The 19,131-nt window shown below is 49.7% G+C and carries 31 protein-coding genes; all 31 read left to right on the top strand.

The window, feature by feature from the left end; genetic code table 11:
• Positions 1–289: 289 nt before the first annotated feature.
• The 31 genes from B4O97_RS03605 (at position 290) to B4O97_RS03485 (ending at position 19,130) form a co-directional block, all read left to right on the top strand.
• Positions 290–511 carry a hypothetical protein gene (locus B4O97_RS03605; protein ID WP_083048413.1) on the top strand — a complete coding sequence of 74 codons (222 nt, stop codon included), beginning with the start codon at positions 290–292 and terminating at the stop codon, positions 509–511.
• A complete protein-coding gene (locus B4O97_RS03600; RefSeq protein WP_083048411.1) occupies positions 508–1,500 on the top strand; it encodes a YqaJ viral recombinase family nuclease in 993 nt (330 codons plus the stop codon). The genes B4O97_RS03605 and B4O97_RS03600 overlap by 4 nt, the downstream gene beginning before the upstream one ends.
• Positions 1,501–1,509: 9 nt before the next feature.
• Positions 1,510–2,319 (top strand): recombinase RecT, encoded by an 810-nt coding sequence (locus B4O97_RS03595; protein ID WP_083048409.1) that lies wholly within the window; start codon positions 1,510–1,512, stop codon positions 2,317–2,319.
• A complete protein-coding gene (locus B4O97_RS03590) occupies positions 2,319–2,945 on the top strand; it encodes a hypothetical protein (RefSeq protein ID WP_083048407.1) in 627 nt (208 codons plus the stop codon). The genes B4O97_RS03595 and B4O97_RS03590 overlap by 1 nt, the downstream gene beginning before the upstream one ends.
• Before the next feature lie 48 nt (positions 2,946–2,993).
• A complete protein-coding gene (locus B4O97_RS03585; protein WP_096348835.1) occupies positions 2,994–3,779 on the top strand; it encodes a DNA-methyltransferase in 786 nt (261 codons plus the stop codon).
• A complete protein-coding gene (locus B4O97_RS03580; protein ID WP_083048405.1) occupies positions 3,776–4,408 on the top strand; it encodes a DNA methyltransferase in 633 nt (210 codons plus the stop codon). The genes B4O97_RS03585 and B4O97_RS03580 overlap by 4 nt, the downstream gene beginning before the upstream one ends.
• A gap of 240 nt (positions 4,409–4,648) precedes the next feature.
• The gene (locus tag B4O97_RS03575) at positions 4,649–5,215 is read left to right on the top strand and encodes a M23 family metallopeptidase (RefSeq protein WP_083048402.1); all 567 of its coding nucleotides are present in this window, start codon (positions 4,649–4,651) and stop codon (positions 5,213–5,215) included.
• Entirely contained in the window at positions 5,208–5,420 is a 213-nt protein-coding gene (locus tag B4O97_RS03570; RefSeq protein ID WP_083048398.1) for a hypothetical protein, read from the top strand. Before B4O97_RS03575 ends, B4O97_RS03570 begins: the two co-directional genes overlap by 8 nt.
• Positions 5,417–5,584 (top strand): hypothetical protein, encoded by a 168-nt coding sequence (locus B4O97_RS19440; RefSeq protein WP_158084136.1) that lies wholly within the window; start codon positions 5,417–5,419, stop codon positions 5,582–5,584. Before B4O97_RS03570 ends, B4O97_RS19440 begins: the two co-directional genes overlap by 4 nt.
• Positions 5,550–5,765 carry a hypothetical protein gene (locus B4O97_RS19295; protein ID WP_143305516.1) on the top strand — a complete coding sequence of 72 codons (216 nt, stop codon included), beginning with the start codon at positions 5,550–5,552 and terminating at the stop codon, positions 5,763–5,765. The genes B4O97_RS19440 and B4O97_RS19295 overlap by 35 nt, the downstream gene beginning before the upstream one ends.
• A complete protein-coding gene (locus B4O97_RS03565; protein ID WP_143305514.1) occupies positions 5,762–5,971 on the top strand; it encodes a hypothetical protein in 210 nt (69 codons plus the stop codon). The genes B4O97_RS19295 and B4O97_RS03565 overlap by 4 nt, the downstream gene beginning before the upstream one ends.
• A 160-nt stretch (positions 5,972–6,131) precedes the next feature.
• Positions 6,132–6,392 (top strand): hypothetical protein, encoded by a 261-nt coding sequence (locus B4O97_RS03560; protein ID WP_083048395.1) that lies wholly within the window; start codon positions 6,132–6,134, stop codon positions 6,390–6,392.
• Complete coding sequence (locus tag B4O97_RS03555) at positions 6,389–6,619, top strand: hypothetical protein (protein WP_083048393.1); 231 nt, start codon at positions 6,389–6,391, stop codon at positions 6,617–6,619. Before B4O97_RS03560 ends, B4O97_RS03555 begins: the two co-directional genes overlap by 4 nt.
• A gap of 1 nt (position 6,620) precedes the next feature.
• Complete coding sequence (locus B4O97_RS03550; RefSeq protein ID WP_083048391.1) at positions 6,621–7,613, top strand: DUF4373 domain-containing protein; 993 nt, start codon at positions 6,621–6,623, stop codon at positions 7,611–7,613.
• Complete coding sequence (locus B4O97_RS03545) at positions 7,610–7,963, top strand: hypothetical protein (protein WP_083048389.1); 354 nt, start codon at positions 7,610–7,612, stop codon at positions 7,961–7,963. Before B4O97_RS03550 ends, B4O97_RS03545 begins: the two co-directional genes overlap by 4 nt.
• A gap of 186 nt (positions 7,964–8,149) precedes the next feature.
• Complete coding sequence (locus tag B4O97_RS03540) at positions 8,150–8,416, top strand: hypothetical protein (RefSeq protein ID WP_083048387.1); 267 nt, start codon at positions 8,150–8,152, stop codon at positions 8,414–8,416.
• 237 nt (positions 8,417–8,653) lie between these two features.
• Positions 8,654–9,094 (top strand): hypothetical protein, encoded by a 441-nt coding sequence (locus B4O97_RS03535; RefSeq protein ID WP_143305512.1) that lies wholly within the window; start codon positions 8,654–8,656, stop codon positions 9,092–9,094.
• The gene (locus B4O97_RS03530) at positions 9,087–11,039 is read left to right on the top strand and encodes a terminase gpA endonuclease subunit (protein ID WP_083048383.1); all 1,953 of its coding nucleotides are present in this window, start codon (positions 9,087–9,089) and stop codon (positions 11,037–11,039) included. The genes B4O97_RS03535 and B4O97_RS03530 overlap by 8 nt, the downstream gene beginning before the upstream one ends.
• Before the next feature lie 7 nt (positions 11,040–11,046).
• Positions 11,047–11,283, top strand: a complete 237-nt coding sequence (locus B4O97_RS19795) for an NrdR family transcriptional regulator (protein WP_408606620.1) — start codon at positions 11,047–11,049, stop codon at positions 11,281–11,283.
• Between the two features lie 99 nt (positions 11,284–11,382).
• Positions 11,383–11,619 (top strand): hypothetical protein, encoded by a 237-nt coding sequence (locus tag B4O97_RS19290; protein WP_143305510.1) that lies wholly within the window; start codon positions 11,383–11,385, stop codon positions 11,617–11,619.
• A complete protein-coding gene (locus B4O97_RS03525; RefSeq protein ID WP_083048382.1) occupies positions 11,619–13,187 on the top strand; it encodes a phage portal protein in 1,569 nt (522 codons plus the stop codon). The genes B4O97_RS19290 and B4O97_RS03525 overlap by 1 nt, the downstream gene beginning before the upstream one ends.
• The gene (locus B4O97_RS03520; RefSeq protein ID WP_158084135.1) at positions 13,180–13,788 is read left to right on the top strand and encodes a C39 family peptidase; all 609 of its coding nucleotides are present in this window, start codon (positions 13,180–13,182) and stop codon (positions 13,786–13,788) included. The genes B4O97_RS03525 and B4O97_RS03520 overlap by 8 nt, the downstream gene beginning before the upstream one ends.
• On the top strand, positions 13,785–14,018 hold the full coding sequence (locus B4O97_RS03515; protein ID WP_083048379.1) for a hypothetical protein: 234 nt from the start codon (positions 13,785–13,787) through the stop codon (positions 14,016–14,018). The genes B4O97_RS03520 and B4O97_RS03515 overlap by 4 nt, the downstream gene beginning before the upstream one ends.
• Positions 14,015–15,064, top strand: a complete 1,050-nt coding sequence (locus B4O97_RS03510; protein ID WP_083048377.1) for a head maturation protease, ClpP-related — start codon at positions 14,015–14,017, stop codon at positions 15,062–15,064. Before B4O97_RS03515 ends, B4O97_RS03510 begins: the two co-directional genes overlap by 4 nt.
• Before the next feature lie 3 nt (positions 15,065–15,067).
• On the top strand, positions 15,068–15,517 hold the full coding sequence (locus tag B4O97_RS03505) for a hypothetical protein (protein ID WP_083048375.1): 450 nt from the start codon (positions 15,068–15,070) through the stop codon (positions 15,515–15,517).
• A 15-nt stretch (positions 15,518–15,532) separates the two neighbouring features.
• Entirely contained in the window at positions 15,533–16,429 is an 897-nt protein-coding gene (locus B4O97_RS03500) for a Mu-like prophage major head subunit gpT family protein (RefSeq protein ID WP_083048373.1), read from the top strand.
• 45 nt (positions 16,430–16,474) lie between these two features.
• On the top strand, positions 16,475–16,627 hold the full coding sequence (locus tag B4O97_RS19435) for a hypothetical protein (protein ID WP_158084134.1): 153 nt from the start codon (positions 16,475–16,477) through the stop codon (positions 16,625–16,627).
• Positions 16,624–16,758 (top strand): hypothetical protein, encoded by a 135-nt coding sequence (locus B4O97_RS19735; RefSeq protein WP_269844540.1) that lies wholly within the window; start codon positions 16,624–16,626, stop codon positions 16,756–16,758. The genes B4O97_RS19435 and B4O97_RS19735 overlap by 4 nt, the downstream gene beginning before the upstream one ends.
• Positions 16,755–17,093, top strand: coding sequence for a hypothetical protein (locus B4O97_RS03495; protein ID WP_083048371.1), 339 nt, complete (start codon positions 16,755–16,757; stop codon positions 17,091–17,093). The genes B4O97_RS19735 and B4O97_RS03495 overlap by 4 nt, the downstream gene beginning before the upstream one ends.
• On the top strand, positions 17,080–17,643 hold the full coding sequence (locus B4O97_RS03490; protein WP_083048369.1) for a hypothetical protein: 564 nt from the start codon (positions 17,080–17,082) through the stop codon (positions 17,641–17,643). The genes B4O97_RS03495 and B4O97_RS03490 overlap by 14 nt, the downstream gene beginning before the upstream one ends.
• 11 nt (positions 17,644–17,654) lie before the next feature.
• A complete protein-coding gene (locus tag B4O97_RS03485; protein ID WP_083048367.1) occupies positions 17,655–19,130 on the top strand; it encodes a phage tail sheath subtilisin-like domain-containing protein in 1,476 nt (491 codons plus the stop codon).
• The last annotated feature ends 1 nt before the right edge of the window (position 19,131 follow it).

Below are 19,131 nucleotides of genomic sequence, written 5' to 3'. Positions count from 1 at the left end.
TTTTTTTTCGTTGTCTTAGGATTACGACAAAGAGGGGCGCAGGTGAAGAAGTAGCCATATTGTAGAAAAGCTAATTCGTACGCCCCGGCTTTAAAGAGGTTGCCGGGGCACTTTAAGGGGGAACGGTGAAAATTATCAAAAAAATTATTTGCCTGATTTTTCGACGCCACCGGCAAGACCGGCTGGAAGCATCTGGCGCAAAGTTCCATCAGTTTTACGACCAATACGGCGGCGGCAGAATGGCAATCTGCCCGCATTGCAGGACCGGTGTTTTTATAAAGGGGGAAAAATGAGCAAGTACGTAAGCAAAACAAGTTCAGGATCGCCACGGGATAAAACGAAGGCGACCCCGAAGCAGAACAAATGGAGAGACCCGTTCTTCATTCGGGCTAACCTCGACAGGATGTTTGGAAACAGAGCGCCGACACGTTACCAGTACAAAAGCATCATGGCGGCAAAACGCCCGGTCATAATAGACCAAGGAGCGGTTAAGGCGGTGAAGGTCAGATGATACACCTCACAGACTGCGAACCAATCGCAGCATACAGCGATATAACCGAGGAAGAATGGCTATCACTCCGTAAGACTGGAATCGGCGGAAGTGACGCCGGGGCAATCATGGGGCATAGCAAATACGGCTCCCCGCTTACTGTCTGCCTTGAGAAGACGGGGCGATACGTCCCGGAAGACATAAGCGAAGAAGAGCCGGTCGCGGTCGGAAATATCCTTGAACCGATTATACGCCGTGAAATTGTAGGGCCTTACATCCGGGAAAAACTCCTGGTTAATGTTGACGTCATTGACCCGACGCATACCTACCGGAGCATCAAGTACTTATGGATGATTATCAACCCTGACGGATTCTTGAACATACCGGGCGACACCGTCGGCCTTGAGATCAAGACGGGATCCTCCTACCGCCTGAAAGAATGGGGCGGGAAAGACGGCGATAGTCTCCCGGATACCTACTATGATCAGGTACAGCATTACATGGCTGGAACCGGTTTAAATGAATGGTGGGTTTTCGGTCTTATCGGGAATACTCGCCTCCTCCGTATAGTACCGCGGAACGAAGGGTACATCGCAGATCTCGCAGAGCGTGAGCGGGAAATCTGGGAAGCGATACAGAAGAACGACCCGCTCTATTTTCCACTGCCGATGGGTCTTGACGCTGAGACAGACGCCCTCATGCAGTACGGCGATCCACAGGGTGATGAAACAATTGACCTGTCCGATATGCAGGGAGAAATTGACCGCTATTTACAACTTAAAATCCAGATAGACGACCTTACCGAAGAGCGGAAGCGCATCAATCAGAAAATCATCATGGAACTCAAGAGATCAAAATACGGCGAAACCGGGAAATATAAAATCACATGGTCGCGGTTTAACCGCTCATCTTTCAATAAGGAACAGTTTGAAAAGGATCATCCGGGCATGATTGACCCGTATGTCACCACGTCAGAAAGCGGACGGCTGTCCGTGAAGGTAAAGGAATAGGAGAAGGTTTTGAGAACAGACGGAACAAAAGAGGCCGGAGCTGCGGCAACAGCCCCGACCGAAGGCAAAGCACCTGCGAAGGCACATAAGCCCGCTGACACTATCGGCGCAATGATCGAAAAGCTCAAGCCCCAGATTGAAAGGGCACTTCCTAAACACGTAACCCCCGACCGTATGGCACGTATGGCGTTGACCGCGATTCGGAATAATCCGAAGCTGGGACAGGCGGAAGCGGTTTCCCTCATGGGGTCAATTATACAGGCTTCACAGCTCGGCCTTGAACCGAATACCCCGCTCGGACAGTGCTACATAATCCCGTACAACAGCAAAAACGGGATGCAGGCACAGTTCCAGATGGGGTACAAGGGCATCGTTGACCTTGCACACCGCTCAGGGCAGTACCGGCAGCTCACCGCTCACCCGGTCGATGAAGCAGACGAATTCCGGTATTCCTACGGGCTTAATCCAGACCTTGTGCACGTGCCGGCCGAAAAGCCGAGCGGAAAGATTACGCATTATTATGCGGTCTACCACCTGACAAACGGCGGTTTTGATTTCCGTGTCTGGTCACGTGAAAAGGTCGAAGCCCACGCAAAACAGTACAGCAAGTCTTTTTCCTCCGGCCCCTGGCAAACCAATTTTGACCAGATGGCATGTAAGACTGTCATGATCGACCTGCTCCGGTATGCCCCGAAATCAGTTGAAATTGCGAAAGCTACAAGCGCAGACAACCGCACTCACACAATCAACCCCGAAGACCCAGACCTGAACATTGACACGATTGACGGGGATTTCGAACTTGAAGGAGAAGAAAGATAATGGCAGAAAAAGATCTACAAAAAACGCTTGAAACTGTTCTCGCTGAACAGCAGACGATAAAAATCATTGACCAGGAATCGCTCGAAAAAGCAAATCTGTTTTTGACCACCTGTAAGCAGACCTCAAAATTCGTAGAGGATCATTTCTCCGACGAACTCAAAGAGGCGCAGGAAAAGAAGAAGGCCGCCGAAGCAGAGCGGAAAGCTGTTGTCCAGAAAATTGAGCATTTTACTGTACCACTCGGAAAAGCTGAAAGAACGGTAAAAAGCCAGATATCCGCATACCTTACCGAGCAGGAAAGACAGCGAAGAGAAGAAGAGGCAAGGCGAAGGCGCGAAGAAGAAGAGCGGAGACTTGCCGAGGCAGTCGAAACAGGAGAAGAGGAAATCCTTGATAAGCCTATCACGTACGTTAAGCCGCCGGAGCCTGAACTTGCAAAAGGCACTTACACGGTTGACGTATGGGAATTTGAGATTGTCGATAAGGCAAAAATTAACCCCGCATATCTCATCCCCGACACAAAAGCAATCGGCGCGGCGGTACGTTCGATGAAAGACCGAGCGCAAGAAGCTCTCGGAGAAGGCGTTAAGGTTATCTGCCGGAAAGATATCCGTCAGCGCATTTAATAGGCCAGGTTGGTAAAGCCCCGGTTTTCCGGGGCGCATTGAGGGGACATGGAAAGAATACAATTATTTAACGACCATTTTTCTAACTATAAATTATACGGGATTCCAAAGGCTCAGTTAATAATTGCGGATATCCCGTACAATCTCGGGAATAATGCCTATGCGTCAAATCCAATGTGGTATGAGGGAGGGGATAACGCAAACGGTGAATCAAAACTTGCGGGGAAGCAGTTTTTCGATACTGACAAGAATTTCAAGATAGCGGAGTATTTCCATTTCTGCGGAAAACTTCTCAAGCCAGAACCAAAAGAAAAAGGCAAAGCAGGAGCCATGATTATTTTCTGTTCCTTTGAGCAGCAATTCGGGCTGATCGAGCTTGCCAAAAAACACGGCTTTCCAAAATACATCAACATGGTTTTTTACAAGAAATACAGCCCCCAGGTTTTAAAAGCCAATATGCGCGTTGTGGGTAATTCAGAATATGCGTTGATTTTCTACCGGGATAAACTCCCGAAATTTAACAATCATGGAAACATGGTTTTCAACTGCATGGAGTACCCGAGGGACAACGAGACGCCAAAAGTACACCCGACGCAGAAGAGCGTACAGCTTCTTGAAAGGCTGATTGAATTATTTACCGACGAGGACGAAGTTGTCATTGACCCGGTGGCTGGCAGCGGGACAACTTTATTGGCCGCTAAAAATCTGAACCGGAGAGCGTACGGTTTCGAGATAAAAAAAGAATTCTGCAAAGCATGTAATGAACAGATTTTGACCTTTTCACAGCCGTCGCTTTTTTGTGAACGGAAAAATAGAAGGCGGGTGAACGCATGAAAAACATCGTCCACCTGTGCGACTGCATGGAGTTCATGAAGGACTTACCCAATAACGCCTATGAATTGGCGATTGTTGATCCGCCGTATGGGATAGACATAAACAGCTCAGGGAGGCTTGGGCATTATGGTGGCGCTGGTAAAAAATGGGATTTATTTTTACCGGACCAAAGATATTTCAATGAACTTTTTAGGGTAAGTGAAAATCAAATAATTTGGGGCGGTAATTATTACAATTTACAACCAACAAGATGTTTTTTAATTTGGGACAAAAAACAACCTCAAGGTATAAGCTTTGCCGATGGGGAATATGCATGGACATCATTTAATCAAAGCGCACGTTTTTTTAGAATGCGGCCACAAAAAGAAAAACGCATCCACCCCACCCAAAAGCCCGTAGCCCTCTATAAGTGGATCTTGAAAAACTACGCAAAACCAGGACAGACAATATTCGATTCCCACGTAGGAAGCGGCTCAATCCGCATCGCCTGCCATGATCTCGGCTTCGATTTCGAGGGATGCGAACTTGACCAGGACTACTGGCAAGCACAGGAGGACCGCTACAAGCGCCACATAGCACAGGCGGAATTGTTCCAGGTTAAGGAAATACAGGAGAATATTTACAAATGAGCCACCACCAATACTACCGCTTAATCGAACACGAATTATACAACGCAAAAAATAAGCATCCGTATTTCCCGGAAGATTTAATCCACATGGTAAGCGTAATGAATGAAGAATCCGGGGAATCAATACGGGCAGCGCTTAACACGGTTTACCACGGGGATAATATCGAAAAAGTGAAATACGAACTCATCCAGACTGGCGCCATGGTTATCAGGTGCCTTGAAAATATCGAGGAGTTACAGAATGAAAAAATTGATTTTACCAAGTCTCATAATCAGCCTTGCCCTGAATGCGGCGCTGTCACTTGCAATATGGACTGCCCCGAAGGAACAGGCCCAGGGCGGAGCGGAAGCCGGGACGATGGCGCAGGTCAGCAATGTATCAAAAATGATACATCCAGAGAATGCGCAAAAACCAACATTCCCGATAAAAGGCAAACACTGGCTGACAAGTGAATTCGGAATTCGCGAATCGCCTTTCACGGGTAAGCCGGCTATCCACTACGGTACTGACTACTCAGCGCCGAATGGTGCCGAAATAGTCGCCGTCAAATCAGGTGTTGTCGTAACGCATTATCCACCGCCTGATGGGTATTATGCAGGCCATCCAGTTTACGGCGGCTATATTGAGATCCTACATGACGACGGAATAAGCAGGTATGCGCATTTAGACGTTACCTACGTCCACGAGGGGTGGAAAGTGTCAGCGGGTGAGACCATTGGAATTATGGGAAATACTGGAATGACGGCCGGTAAGGTTGGTCATCTTCACTACGAGTTTTTGAAAAATCCGGGGGTAATTTATGAGTAAAGAAACAGGCGGACCGGCGTTCCCGACACCAGGAGACAAGGGAAGTGATGGCATGACCCTGCGCGATTATTTTGCCGCCCATGCTTTGTCTGGCCTTATGACGAGTTACGCGACCGCAAAAGGTACGCATGAGGAATTAGAAAAGGCCACTCCAGCAATTTGCTACGCAATGGCCGATGCCATGCTAAAGGAGCGTGAAAAATGATTGAACTACTTGACCAGACGGCACGCGTTTTAGTTGACATTTTTGTAATCTTCTTCATGGGCCTTGCAATTTCAACTTTCACGCTCATGACGATCTTTGCAATCAGCCAGAAAATCAGGGGGATTATTCATGAACGCAAAAGCCGCAACGTTTCAAATCCTTGACGCCTACAAACCAGGGGAACGGTTTACCGGGTTTGACCTGTATCTCAAGGTCAAATGGATGCTGAATGAAACACATTATCCCGACACCTATTTGCGCTACGTCAGAGACTACCGCAAAAAGACCGGGCGAATAATCCGCAATGTGAATAAGCACAAGTCTATTTATGAGGTTATCACATGAGCGGGTTTATGTGTTTCGCAACGATTTACGAGTTTAACGGCTGGACGTTTGAATACGGCTATGGTGGTCCATGGCCGATCAGAAAAGACGGCGAATTATACAAACGCCGGGGTGAAAAGTTTCTCAATGACATTGCCGGATTTCTAAAACTCAGCGACGAGGAAAAGCAGAAATACAAGGTAGGCGGCGGGTGTCAAAGGTTCTAAATGTAGCATTCCGTAAATTCTTAGGCACGTATCCGCAACACGCAGAAGAGACGGAAGAACGCGCAGCGATCATGGAATATGACGGAGATAAAAAGCGCGACGTTGCCGAAAGCATGGCAATGTTGAGAATTAAAGACAAGTACAATTTGTGGGGGAAATGATGGCAACACACGAAGGCGACGTAGCTGAGTTGATCCCGAAGCCGTTTGAAAAAATAACGGACCACTGGCAGGAAATCCGCATGAAAAATAAAGAGGCGTTATCCCGGAAAAACTGCGAAGGATTTGGACGGCATTTTATGAAGATCGTTAAAGACTTCCATCCGCTCTATTGTCCACACTGCAACGAGTGGAACGATCACCTCAGCGAAGATTTCCCCGGGGACTGTCTATTCTGCGGCGAGAAGTTGGAGATTAAATGAAGAGACCAGCACGCGAAAGAGTAAGCGCCTATTTTTACGGATTTGATATTTCCGGCGTGATTATTTCAGGCGATTGGGAAGGCGACCCAGACGTACCGAACGGCACCAGGGAAATTGACCCTTATGTTGAAGACCTGGAAATAAAAAACCATGACGGCACTGATATGTATGAACACGTAAGCGACAAGTTTATTGAAATGTGCGAAACGAAATTACTGGAAGGGTAGAATGGCAAACAAGATTAAGGACACCGTTGAATACTTCCCGTTTTTTGTCCGAGATGGTAGAACGCTTTTTATCCTCCAAAAGAAATACGGGCTTGCTGGCATCGGTTTTTTTACTCAGATTTTACGCTGGCTTGCACAATCGCCGGGGCACTATTACCCCTATGTTGAAGACTTCGACAAGGACAGATTCAACGAATATTGTGGCCTCACTGAGAATGAAATCCGCGTAATGATCGGCGACATGGTCAGATCTGGGAAGCTGGACAAGGATCTCTGGGAAGAAAGAAATGTAATCTATTCTGAGGATTTTGTCCAAGAATTATCCGAGCTGTATCGCCGGAGAAAGGTAAAATTACCCAGCAGAGAGAATGTAATTGCTGAAACTGACGGCATATTGACGGCAATTTCCGGTAATATGACAGCATTTTCCCAGGATTGCCAGAATCACCAAGAAATACCGGAAGAATATGAAACCGCTGCAATATGTCGGCAATATGTCGGAAATATGACGCGAACCCCCGAACAGAGTAGAGTAGAGGAGAGTATAGAGAGTATAGGAGAAGTGGAGACGGCACAGCCGGAGCCTCCTGCGGAGTCTCTACCTGCGGTACAATCCGATTCTAAACAATCCAAAGACATCGCCCCGATGAAAGACGATTTAGCCCAAATGTGGCAAGAAATGATCACCAGGGTGCAGCCTCATACCTCATGGTCCAACTACGGCAAGGAGCGGTCTCAGGTAAATCAGCTCGCAAAGAAAACCCGGGCCTTGTACAAGGAGACGCCGTACACCAACGAGGGCGATCTTGCCAAGGCTGTATTTTCTCAATTCCTTGAAATGCGGCAGACCGGGAACGATAAGAGGATCCGGGGAACGCCGGTGATACCTTCGCGCATTGTGCAGTTCTGGCCGGAGGTTGTAACGGCATTAGCTGACCAGTACCAGGCAGCAGAAGCGGCAGAGGAGTACGATCCAGAGGAGATAATATTTTGACAACCGAACAATTTATTAACGAGGCGCAAGGGTATTTCGGTAACTACACCCCAACGCAAAAAAAATACGTCTCAATGTGGTTGAACAAAAAAAGCGAGAAATGCCTGCCGCTTATTTTCGCTGAGGTTGTGATGGTTCATAGTCCGTCTTTGAGGATGCCTCCGGGAGTAGCGGAACTTGAAAAGGCGTTCAAGGCGATTCCTGAGCAAAAATGGAGGGAACTTGAAAGCCCGGTTTTGCAGATTGAAGAGCGGGAATTTACGGAGGAAGAAATCGAGGAAAATATGCAGAAAATCAAGGCGATATTTGAGGGCCTTGGAAAAAAGAAAAATATCAGGAGGAATAAATAATGGCACGTATTTGCATGGCTTTACTCATTATGAACACTTTGTCAATTGCGGTGTGGGAATCTCAGAGCCTTTCGATACAAAGATATGCTTTTTTTGTAGCTGAATATTTTTTAGCGTACTATGTCGCCACTAAAATTATCAGGAGGAACTAATGGACAAAGAGGAACAGGCGCAGGTGGTGCCGTTATGAAAAGCGGGATCATGCAACTCAAAATTGATAGTGCCGTTGCTATCGCCAGACAAGAAGAGCGGGAGGAGATCATTGAATTGATTGATGAGTTCTTTGATATCTATGAATCTGATGGGGTAGAGTTCTGGGTAGAGATTGATTCAGAGGATGGGTCAGAAAACATATACAAACGGTTCCAGGATTGGAAAGAGAGAGCCGAAGCAATCCGCAATCATAGTGAAAAACCCCCACACGCCACAGAAAGGGCCATGGATGAAGATTGACACCACCTATGGGTTAAAGATCGCACCACGGGCAAACGTGTACGTACACGCAGGCACACAATTAAAAGGTACTGTGAGACGGGGGGTACCCGGTGATGGGTCTTTCCCCACACCCCGGAAGATTTTACCACAGTGCCGAATCGTCAAGGGGGCGCACGCACGCATATGATACTACTCAGCAGGTCACAGATTGCAGAGCTAAGAGGATGTGCCCCGTCTACGGTAAGTAGGGCTAATTTGCGTAAGACCGAGGACGGCAAATATGACCTTCTTGAACCGGAAGTCTGGGATTGGGTTACAGAGCCGTTAATTGAAAAGGCAATTCTGCAACTCAAAAGATCAGCCTCGTCTGACCTGGATGAATCAGACCGCGAAGAACTCGAAAAGGAAAAAATAAAAGTAGATATTTTATACAGAGAAAATCAAATAAAAAAACAAGATAGGGAAGCAGCGCGGGAAGACAAGCATTTAATTCTCCGTCATGATGTGGCTTTAACTTTCGGCTCTTTTATTTCAGGAATTAAAAATAATTTTCTTCAAATTGGAAATCGTGTAGGCCGAGGCGATACAATTCTCCGTGATCGCATCGAAAAGGAAGTTGAAAAAGCAATTGACAAAACGGTAAAAAATGCACAAGAGGAAGCGCGAAAAATAATCAAGGTTAATTTAGATGACTGAAATAATTCAAGACGAATTATTCACAAAACAAAAACGCGTCGAATCTCTTGAATGGCTTATTAAGCTTTTAGAAAGAACTCCGCGCAAAATAGAACGAGTTTTAATTTCAGAATGGGCCGAAGAAAATAGAACGCTGTCAGAAGGTTTGACGCCGTATCCAGGTCCTTACAGTTTCGACGTAAACCCGTATATGCGCGAGATAGTTGACAGCCTTTCGGAAAGCTCTCCGATTCATGAGGTGGCAGTCTTAAAGGGTACACAGATAATGTTCACCGTTGGCGCGATTGAAAACTTTATAGGCTACACAATCGACATCGCCCCGGCCCCGATGCTTTACGTAACCGGGGACGCTGGACTTGCCGATACACAAATGGAACTCCGCATTGACTCAATGATAAATAATTCCGGTATTGGTCACAAGATCGGCGCACAGTCAAAACGCGAAGGGCAGCGGAAAACCGGAGACATAAAAACTCGGAAAGAATTTCCCGGCGGGTTCCTGGTTGCAGCTGGTCCGAACTCAGGCGCAAAACTTCGATCAATGAGTTTTAAAAAAATAAACGTTGACGAGGTTGACGCTTTCCCTGATTCCACTGGAAAAGAAGGCGATCCAATTTATTTAATACGTCGGCGCGTTGATGCTTTTTCCGAGAGTTACAAAATCTTATGGGGAAGCACTCCACTATTTAAGCACAACTCAAAAATCTATTCACTTTACAAAGAAGGCGATCAGAGGAAATACTTTGTACCGTGTAAGCACTGCGGGCATATGCAGTTTTTACGATGGGGCGAAAAGGACACTCCTGGAGGATTAAAATTTGAACATGACGAAGATGACCGCCTGATTGCTACCTACAACGATGACGGTCAGATAATAGAATCATCTGTCCGCTACGTATGCGAAAAATGCGGCGGGGAATGGGAGAACGCGGATAAAGACTGGTTTCTTCCACGCGGCGAATGGCGACCAACTGCGGAACCACGGCGTCCAAGTATGAGGAGTTACCACATCCCTGGATTACTTTCCCCGGTCGGTTTCCGCTCGTGGGAAAATGCCGTTGTGGAATTCTTGCAAATAAAGCACGAAGGTAAGCCCAAACTAAAAATGCAAAACTGGGTAAATACTTTTCTTGGCGAACCTTTCGAGGATTACGGAGGACGCCCGAAAATTGAGGCGCTACTATCCCGCAATAAGACATACGTTTCCGGCACACTTCCAGAAGACGCGAAACCGCTGATTATCACCGTTGGCGCAGACGTCCAGGGTGGCGAGAATTCCCGCATAGAATGTGAAGTTGTCGCATGGGGCCGCGATTTTGAAAGCTGGTCAATCCGGTATGAGGTTATTCCCGGCGATACCGGCGATCTTGAGTCTCCGTGCTGGTCAGCATTGCGGTCAATCATTACCACGAAATACGCCGGAATGCAGCCGACACTTTCAGGAGTTGACTCAGGGTACAATACCGAGACCGTGTATTCGTTCTGCGATACGTTTGAATCTGGCGTCCATCCTGTCATGGGGCAGACCTATTTGAACAAGGATCGGAAATATATCCAGCCTACCGAGTGCATAGGGCATAAACATTTTCGTATTGACGTCAATGACAACCTGCTAAAACAGGAGATTTATTCATTTATCGCAAAAGGCGAGTTTGAAAGCGGAAACACACCGCGCGGATATTGCCATTTTCCGTCAGATTATCCGCGTCAGCATTTTATCCAGTTGACTAATGAACAGCGGGTCATGGAACGCGATAAAAGCGGTGTTGCAAAATTGAAATGGGTCCAGACCGGGAAAAATGAGCAGCTTGACTGCCGCAAATACGCGCTGGCAATGGTCTACGCATACCGGGAATACGTCGAGGCAGTGTTAAAAGAAAACGGAAATCTTGAAGAGGACACGGTCCTCTCATGGCATGAATTCTGGGATTATTTAGAGGGGTGATAATTCTATGAACTGTATAAAATGCGGCGGGAAATCAACCGTTGTTGAGACAAGGCTCTCTCCTGGCGAAACGCGTCGGCGGCGTCAATGTGTTGAGTGTGGATACCGCTGGACTACTTACGAAATGGCGGAACTGACGATTTCCCAGGTAAGGACTTTGCGGAAATTGCATGATGAGTTTACCGATATCCGCAAGATTATGGACCGGGCAATTGACCGCATAGACTCGGCTATAGTGTCTTAGAAAAAAATCAAACACTAAATGTAGGATTATTTACAAAACGAATACGCCGTATGTAGCGTTTTTGGCGTCTTAAATGTAATGACATGATAACATCATTACGTGGAGTTATATACTCGCGACGAACTAATAGAGCAGATCAAATCAGTAGACAGCGCCATTAATGCTGTCATATCGGGTGGTAAAACCTACCGCCTGAATGACGGCATGGGAGACGTCCAGGTTACGCGGGAAAGCCTCCCGAATCTGAAAACCTACCGCGACCATCTCGCCGAACGCCTCAACGATCTTGATTACGAAAACACCGCCGGGATCGTCTCCATCGAGGTGACACGCTGATGGGATTTTTTGATTTTCTACGGCCTAAAGTAGTTTATCAGCGCGTCCACGATTCGGACTACAACAACGGCAGGACGTTCAATTCCGGCAAAGCAAAATACGGACACATCCATTACAACGAGGCAGGATATACCGATTACAGCCGCCAACGCGAAAACGCCCGGGGCGTCTATGCTGATTCCCTGATTGCCCGTGGAATTGTCCGCAGGTTGGTTGACAACGTAATAAATACCGGCCTGACCCGTGAGTGTACGCCGATATGGAACCTGATTCCAGGTGTTTCCGGCTGGTCAGATGAAGAGCGCTACCAGTGGACAGAGGACGTCGAGAAGCGCTGGCAGTTATACAGCGAATCAAAAGAGTCTGACATAAAAGGGATGCTGACCTTCCAGCAATTGCAGACATCGACCTACGCGCTCCGGGTCAAAGAAGGCGAGACTTTCGCAATATGCCGTTACATGAACTCGCCGTCCAGAATGAACCCACTGTCTCTGCAAATCCTGAATAACGATCAAATACAACAGCCCTATGATAACCCGACACTCGAAGCGATCAAGGCCCGGAAGTCAACTGTCAAAGAAGGCATAGAATACGACTCGACCGGGCACATGGTTGCAATCTATGTACGTGATGACCTGTCAAATTGGTCAGAAGCACCTAAGCGCGTTCCCATGTTCGGCCCTCGTTCTGGCCGCCGTTTTGTAATTTACGACGCCAACCAGGAGACCCCGGAACAGTTCAGAGGCTTTCCAGAACTTTCAGCCATGGTCTACGAACTCGACCGGCTGACAGAAATGTCAATCACGGAAATTGAGAATTCCATAGCGTCGGCCCTCTGGCTTATGTCGATTGAAACGGCAATAGGCGGGGAAAAGAAAATCCCGATAAAACCTACCGGGAGTACTGACCTTTCGGCAAACGTCAACGGCATGGAGGACGGCCCCAGGGAAGTCCGCATCGGTAAACGCGCTCTGATCCAGCAGAATCTAGGAAAGGGTCAAAGCATGAAGGCGTACCAGCCTCAGCACCCGAACCCGAATTATGCCGCTTTTGTTGAGATCCATGAAAACATGATCTGCTCTGCTATTGGTATGCCGCTCTCAGTTTATCGGCAGAAATTCCAAGGAAGCTATTCAGCCGCCCGCGCGGAAATCCTCTTTTTCTGGAATAACGTAATCAGGCGCCGTTCCGATTTTGCCTATGGATTTTTAGACCCCGCTTTCGAGGCGTGGTTTTCCGAAGAGGTTGACGCCGGAAATATCAAGGCCCCTGGATTTAAGACACTCCCGATTGCCCGTCGCGCATGGCTGGCCGGAACATGGAACGGAATCAGCCGCCCGGTTGTTGACCCGGTAAAAGAAGTCAATGCGGTAAAGACAAGAATCGACCTCGGCCACACGACCGGCGAACGGGAAGCAAAAGCACATAACGGATCGTCTTTCCGCGAAAATATCGAACGGCTGAAAAAAGAAAATGAACTCAGGCGGGAGGCGAACCAGCCGATAGACCCGGAGCTTGCCCCCGATACTCCGACCGACGACCCGGCACCAGGGGGCGGCAGTGATTAAAGGCACCCCCTATTGGAATGATCCGTACCGCTATTACACGCAAGTCAACAACGCGCTTGAGGAAGTGCTGAGACGCTACAAGGCCGAAGAGTCAGCCGTCACCTGTGGGCCTACCACCGCAATAAATTGCCTTGCGTCCATCGGCGCAGAAATCGACACACTGACCCCAGCAGGATGGTCACCACAACCGGAGGATGTTCTTACCCTCTGGTTCCATGACCAAAGAAATTGGCCGGTACTCTCAGAGGTGCGAAAAGAAACACGCCCGGACGATACGAAATATTCCCCGCACGAAGTCCCGCAGTATTACCCGACAGCTGTCAAGGAAGTTTTCGGCGTTGAGTGCGTTTTCCGCTGGATTTTCGATTTTCAGGAAATAGCGGACATCGTATCAAGCGGAAGAGCAGTCCAGATAGCAAAAAAGAAACCCGGCCACTATATCGCTGTTGTTGCTTATGACGATTTTACAGAGCAGCTAATCATCAACGATCCATACCCGCAGTTCTACGTCAATAACAACGGTTTTAATCAGCACCTCAGCAAGCACGAATACTCATTCAACATTCAGCCCTACGCAATTATTTACGGGGAGGGAAAATGACAGAAACAAAAAATGGAATATTCCAGGACGCCAACGGGAACAGGTCCAGCAAGCGAATAATCGGAACTGCCCTTGTATCATCCGGCGGTCTTTTTCTTTTGAGCCTCGGCATTGCTTCTATTTTCCGCGCAATCGGAGACCCGTCAACGGCGCTCGAAGCTGGAAAAGTTTTGCTTTACGCAGGGACAGCTCTTCTCGGTGTAGGCGTAGTGGAGGGACTTAAAAAATGAAGCAGATAAACCTTGACGGTGTTATCGGCTGGGATGTAATGGCCGCAGATTTTCGGGCCGCTCTCAACGAGGCAAACGGCGACGACATCGACCTGACAATTTCTTCCCCCGGTGGCTCCGTGTATGAAGGGCTCGCAATTTATAACGCGATCCGCGATTACAGGCGCGCAGGCGGGAAAATAACCGCCCGTGTAATCGGACTTGCCGCATCCATGGCGACCTATATTCCCCTTGCCGCTGACAGCGTGACCATCGAGGACAACGCAGTCTGGATGATTCATAACCCATGGTCAATTGCAATGGGGGATCAAAACGATATGCGCAAAGAGGCGGAAATTCTCGACGGCATCGCTGGGCTACTCCTCAAAGCCTACACCACGAAAACCGGGAAAGACCGGGAAGAGCTTTCGGCAATGATGGATGCTGAAACATGGCTCTACGGCGAAGAAATCAAAGAAGCCGGTTTTGCCGACTTAATCGAACCAGCAGGCGATGGCGCAGAAAGTAAAGACGACGCCGTGGCAATGGCAAGAACAGAAATCGAATCAATGAAACACATCTTTAAAAGTGAACCTGAACGGCAGCAGCTCGACCGGGCGGCCGCCTTAATCAAAGCAGAAAAACCGGCCGTGAGCCGGGCGCAAATCCCCGCCGACAAGGCGGAAGATACGGAGGTTCCTATGGATAGGGAACTTTTGAGGAAGGAACACTCCGCCGTTTACGAGGCCGTTTTTAACGACGGAATCCAGGCGGGAGTGGAACAGGAAAGGGCACGGCAGAAAGCACTCGATGAGCAGCTTGAAGCTGATCCCGGCAATCCGAAACTGGCCGAGGTAATCGCCAAAGCCAAAGCAGACGGTAAGGCACTCGCCGACGTCCAGACTCAGATAATCGTTGCAGTCCGTGACGGAAAACTGAGCGGCGAAAATCCCCCGGACCTGCAGACCGCAGAAGGGCTCGAAGCTTTGACCGAAGAGGACATCCAGGCCGCCAAGCTGGCAGGCATGACCCTCGACGAATATCGCAAGTACAGCAAGGAGGCGTAAGCGATGGCACTTAGCGCAAGAGTAGCCCGCGAATTCGTGGGCGCACAGGATGAGATATCCGGCGTTTTCGCCGATTCCGACACCTACTATGCCGGGGCGATCCTGGCATTTTCGAGCGGAAAACTGACAGTTGCCGCAACCGCAGAATCTCAGGCGATAGCTGGGATTTTTACCGGCGAGTGTGACGATGGCGACCGCGTGGACGCAAAAGTAATCAGCACCTCGAACACCATCAAGGGCGTTGTCAAGCGCGGGAAAGTATGGCTACCCCACAGCGGCGCGGCTCAGTCCGACGTTGGCGCTCTCTTCGTCAATTCGTCTGATGACGCGATGGCAGACGCTCCGGCCACCGCAACAAATCAGTACTTCGCCTATATGGCTCTGGATTACAAGAGCGGCTATCTGCTCTTTGACCTCCGGTGCCCCGTAGCCATCGACAACCCGGCAGCGTAAGGGAAGGAGGATAATATGAGTTTTAATCCTATTGTAATTGAAAAAGGGCTTTACCCAGGGTTTACCCGCTCCATGCTGGAGTACAACAAGGCACGTGCCATAAACCCCGGGATCATGGCCGCTGCTATGGAAATACAGTCTAACGGGGCTTATGAAAAGCTTGGTTGGCTTGGAGCATTGCCATCAGTTAAACAGTGGGTCGGGGAGCTGAATGCGAAAGAGTTCAACTCCTATGACTACACAATCAAAAACCTTGATTGGGCGACCGGCGTACCGATTAACGAGAACGACATTGATGATGACCAGACCGGAGCGCTGTCCATGTTCTCCGCAGCCCTCGCTCAGCGCATAATGGTACATCCCGAAAAGATGATGTTCGACCTCCTCATCAATGGGGATTCTGATCTTGCCTATGACGGAAGCGCATTTTTCGCCGACCGTACCGCACCGAATGACAACCTCTTGGCCGGAACCGGCGTCACCCTGTCCGCCCTCAAAACCGACCTGATATCCGCCCTCGTCGCTATGGCGAAATTTGCGGATGACCAGGGCGAAAAGCTGAACGCTCGCGGGAACATGATTGTTTGCCCCGTCGCTCTTCAGTTCAATTTCGAGTCTCTGGTCTACAGCCCGGCAGATCCGACAGCCACCGGCGGCGTGGACACTTACAACCCGTTTGCAAATAAGTTCACCGTTATCGGCGACCCCCGCCTTGACGCTGACGATTCAACCGATTGGTACCTGCTTTCCTCCCGTGAAATCGTGAAGCCTTTGATTTATCAGAAACGGCAGGAAGGACGGCCCCGCCTTGAAAAGACACCTCACACCAAGACGTGGGTCTACTCCGCTGATTATCGCGGCAATGGCGGTTACGGAATCCCGACTCTGGCAGTTAAGACTGTTAACGCCTAAACAACCGGGGGCCGCATTGTCGGCCCCCATTTTAAGGAGTGAAGAATGAAAAGCGTAAAAGTCCGTTTCGAGAAGAACGGTTTTGAATCTGTGATGAATGAAGCGGCTGCGGCCATCTACGAGAAGAAGGGAAAGGTAAAAATCCTGTCCACTGCGAAGCCTGAAAGCAAGAGCGAAAACAAAAAGGCTGAAAAATGAAACTCAAGCCCGGCGAAGTAGTCTACATCGGCAAGGAAAAATTCACAGGGGAGATCCCCGACGAAAAAGCCAAAGCCGCAGGACTGCTTAAAGAGAAGAAAGAGAAGAAAGCGGAGACGGTTGAGAAGTGAGTATCAGCGCTCAGGCACGGGCCGACTTTGCATACAACACAACCAGAGACGGTGACGACGTCCTACTCACTGACGCGGATGGAAATAACTATCCCGTCAAGGGATGGGTCCGCCGTACTGATATGCAGAGCGACCCAGACACCGGAGCGAAGATTTACGATCCAAAAACAACCATCACCGTACCGGCTGAAAGCGTAAGCGACATAGCGGAAACCTGGACAGCCGAATTCGTGGACGCAAACGGGGCAACCGTCTCTGGGCGCGTTATGTCACCGCACCACGACCGAACGATGCGTTTCGTAATTTTCGAGGTGGAGCCCTATGGCGAAAGCTGATTTTGACAAACTTTTCGACAACCTGAAAACCATTCTCGAAACCTACTCAGCCGCAGAGCCGACAACTGATCAGTTTGTAGTCTGCGCCGACCGTATTCGGGATTTACCGACCGGCTCAGCCATCGCTTACGTCATCATGCACATGGGCGACGTAAGGCCGGAAAGACAGTCCAGTAACGGCCGGATCGACATGAAAGCATCATACCATTTTGACATGCTGGTCAAGGCGCAGGGCTACAAATCAGGCGATGACTACACCGAAGCAACAGAGGCCGCCGGCGTTCGATATCGGTATCTCTGTAATCAACTTCTCAATGCTCTTTTCCCCCAGGATAACCTTGACTACTCGATGGGTGCTAATTCCATCGGTACGCGCGAACTTGAAAGCATCATAGCGCTACATCCCGAAGCCCTCGGAGAAAAAGGACTCTCAGCCGGACGACTGACATTGACCGTCACTACCGAATGGACGCCGACTGCGCGAACCGGTACTGACCTCGAAGCGATATCTGTAACCGCAGACAAATGGTCTGCGCTATTAGAACCGTAGGAGGATAGCGTATGTCTATCACTTTTAATCTGGTTTCCCCGACGGCAGCAGCCTCGGCCGTTTTCGTCGAACAGGAAGCCGTCAAAAGGGGAACCGGTTCAGCCGTTATCCCCCGAAAGATTCTTGTACCCGGACAGTACAACTCCGGGAAATCCCCGACCGTAAATACCCCGCAGTTGATCCTATCGAAATCAGATGCGTGGGATCGCTACGGGCGCGGCTCCATGCTTGCCAATATGATTGGCTCAGCTCTCGACAACGGCGGCGGCGTTCCCGTGTATGCCCTTCCCCTTGCGGACGCAGGCGGAGCGGTAGCGGCCACCGGGACTATTGCAATTTCAGTTACGACCGCAGAAGCCGGGACCCTTGCCGTCTATGTCGGCGGCGTACGTGTACCCGTCGCAGTTGCAGCCGGTGATAGCGCCGATGATATCGGGTCCGCCATCGCTGCGGCGGTCAATGCAAAACTTGACCTTCCCGTGACCGCGGCCAATGTGACCGGCACCGTGACCTTTACCGTCCGCTGGAAAGGCGAAAGCGGAAATCAGATCAAGCTCGAAATCAACCGGCTTGACACTGACGAGACCCCCGGCGGCGTGACTGCGACAGTAACCGACATCGGCGACGTTGTAGCAGGAGCGACCGACCCGGCAATGACAACCGCACTCTCGGCCCTTGGTAACACGTGGTATACGGATATCGCCTGTCCGTACAACAATGACACTTCCCTCGGCGAACTCGAAACCGCAGGAGCCGCACGGGTAGCACCCGGTGTCAAACGGCCTTTTGTCGGGATTGTGGGATACACCGATACTTATGCGAACTTTATCACCGCCCTAGATGATCGGAATTCCGAATGGACTTCCTTCGTCCCCGTCCACGGATCCAGCACCCCGGCGTATATGATTGCCGCTTCCGCAACCGCTACCTTTGCCAGGTATCAGCAGGCGACCCCAGGACGACCGGTCAAAACGCTGACCATCCCCGGAGTACTCGCTGGCAATGACGATCTGACCTACACCGAGCGGGACACCGCAGTAAAGGCGGGTGGGTCTCACACTTTCAACCAGGAAGACGGAACCGTTACTTTCGGCGACCTTTGCACTACGCGGACTACCACGGCAGCCGGAGCGGACACGGAAGACTGGCGCTTTACCATCATCATCCCGAACTTGCAATTCAAAATCTACGCACTCGAGCAGGCGTTCCTTGTATCGCCCTTTGATCGCGGCGTAGTGGTTGCAAATGGTGGCGGGGCGGCTCCTTCTTACGCTGTCACCCCGAACATGGTTAAAGCTCGCGCTTTCGGCCTCATCGAAGATTGGGGAGCCCGTGGACTTTCCACCGACCTTGACACAATCAAGGCTGGAACAACCGCAGTAATTAACGGTGACAACCCTGGACGGATTGACCTTCTAATTCCCGACATTGCAAGCGCAGGTCTCCGTATCGTCGCCGTCAAGCTCGAATGGGGCTATCTCAATTAAG

Source organism: Marispirochaeta aestuarii (assembly GCF_002087085.1).
GTDB classification, from domain to species: Bacteria; Spirochaetota; Spirochaetia; order JC444; family Marispirochaetaceae; genus Marispirochaeta; species Marispirochaeta aestuarii.
This window is presented reverse-complemented; position numbering and strand designations above follow the sequence as displayed.